This is a genomic window from Methanosarcina spelaei, from assembly GCF_002287235.1.
In the GTDB taxonomy this organism is placed as follows: Archaea; Halobacteriota; Methanosarcinia; order Methanosarcinales; family Methanosarcinaceae; genus Methanosarcina; species Methanosarcina spelaei.
On the sequence record NZ_LMVP01000243.1, the window covers coordinates 1 to 1,804 of the forward strand.

General features: G+C 30.5%; 2 protein-coding genes. Both read left to right on the forward strand.

The features are described from left to right. Positions 1-215: 215 nt before the first annotated feature. A complete protein-coding gene (locus ASJ81_RS12070) occupies positions 216-596 on the forward strand; it encodes a transposase (protein WP_170943261.1) in 381 nt (126 codons plus the stop codon). A gap of 265 nt (positions 597-861) precedes the next feature. Next, the coding region (locus ASJ81_RS12075) for an ISNCY family transposase (RefSeq protein WP_095642727.1) at positions 862-1,804 on the forward strand (943 nt) is incomplete at its 3' end.

Below are 1,804 nucleotides of genomic sequence, written 5' to 3' on the forward strand. Positions count from 1 at the left end.
CACTATAAAATATTTGAAAAACATCAAAGCAATTCAGTACCAAAATCCAGTGATGAACGTAGAATTAAAAATCACTATATTTTGAAAATGGACACAATCCTTTGAACACATCTTCTTGATTGAATTCTTTAGATATCGAATATTGAGGTTAATATAAGAAAGAATCCTTCCCGCAATTCAGTATTTCAATCGAAAAATCCAAAAATCACTGGATTTTGGATCAGAGCCATCAAAGCTGGGAATTTATACAATTCCTTAAAGAACTTGAGCTGATTTATCCAAAAGAAAAAATCAAAATTCTAATGGATAATTATAAAGTGCATACATCAGCAGAAACTCGAGAATACCTGGAAACTGTTCCAGATAAGTTTGAATTTATATTCACACCCAAACATGCTTCGTGGCTAAACATTATTGAAAGTTTTTTCAGTAAAATGGCAAGAAGCTTGCTGAGAGGAATAAGAGTAGAATCAATAACGGAATTAAGGGAAAGAATTAGTCAATATATAGACCAGATTAACGAAAAACCAGTAATTTTTAAATGGAAATATAAAATAGAAGAAAGAGATGAAATGCCTGGAAAAATTATAATATAAAAGAAAGAGGAATTAATTAAGAATCGAAGCACTAGTATAATCATGCGAAAATTTTCATTTTTGGTTTCTCATATTTGTTGTTGACGATTTATAGATAAAATTAAACAATTTAGTTCTTGACGTTTTTCAATTCTACTTGGAACAAAGATTCGATTTTTTAATCCTAAAAACGACTCAGTTCCAAAATCTAGTGATGAAAGTAAGTGTAACATCACTATATAAATTTATAATTCTATAACTATGTAATGATGTTACGGCAAAAACAATGGTAATTATAAATCTTACTCTTAATAACTTATCGGAACTCCCTGCTCTCTCATACCTTTTTGATAGTTATAGCAATGATTACGAATATACCACAAGAGGAATTTTTCGTAGAAAAATTCCTCCAGCCTGCCCTATTTGCAGTGCTCCTATGGTTCATAACGGCTATAATCTATACATCAAAAAAGGTCTTGGAAAAATCAGCATTGGTCGATACAAATGCCAAAATTGTGGTAGTACAGACGAAGAAGATCATAGTTTTTGGGAAGGTCTGAAAACTTTACTTTTTGATTCATTTAATAATTTTTTCCAGGTGCTCAGATACCATAAAGTTTCTTATGATGGAATTTCTGATATAATGAGCTTCATATTTCCAAGATCAAGAAGCACTATTTTTAGAACATTCAACAAAGAAATGGAACAGGAAAATGTTCCAATTTTAGAAAATGTACATATGGTGCACTATGACGAACAGCATCCAAAAGAGGGACGTTGTCAGAAATACCGTTTAACATTACTGGATGCAAAAACTCAAAGAACAATAGCAGATGAACTTTTTGAGGATAAAAGTTCAGAAACCATCAAAACGTTTCTACGAAAAAATCTAGATACATCAGAACCTGTGTTTATTGTTACGGATTTTGATAAGAGATACCCAGATATTTTAAAGGAAGTTTTTGGGGATAAGTTAGTGCATCAATACTGTTTGATGCACTTAAACAAGCTTATAGTTAGCGATTTTCCGAAGAAAACAACAATTGAACAGGAACTATTAAAATACAGGTTATTGAATATATTTTACAATCGTGAAAATGAGATTAAATTCCTGGAAAAAATTCTATCTGAAGAACTTAACGTAATTATGAATGAAGAAAAGCATCAAGAATGGAGTATAAAGGCAAAAAAGGAATTTAACCGATTTAGATATAAATTGAAGCTAGAAA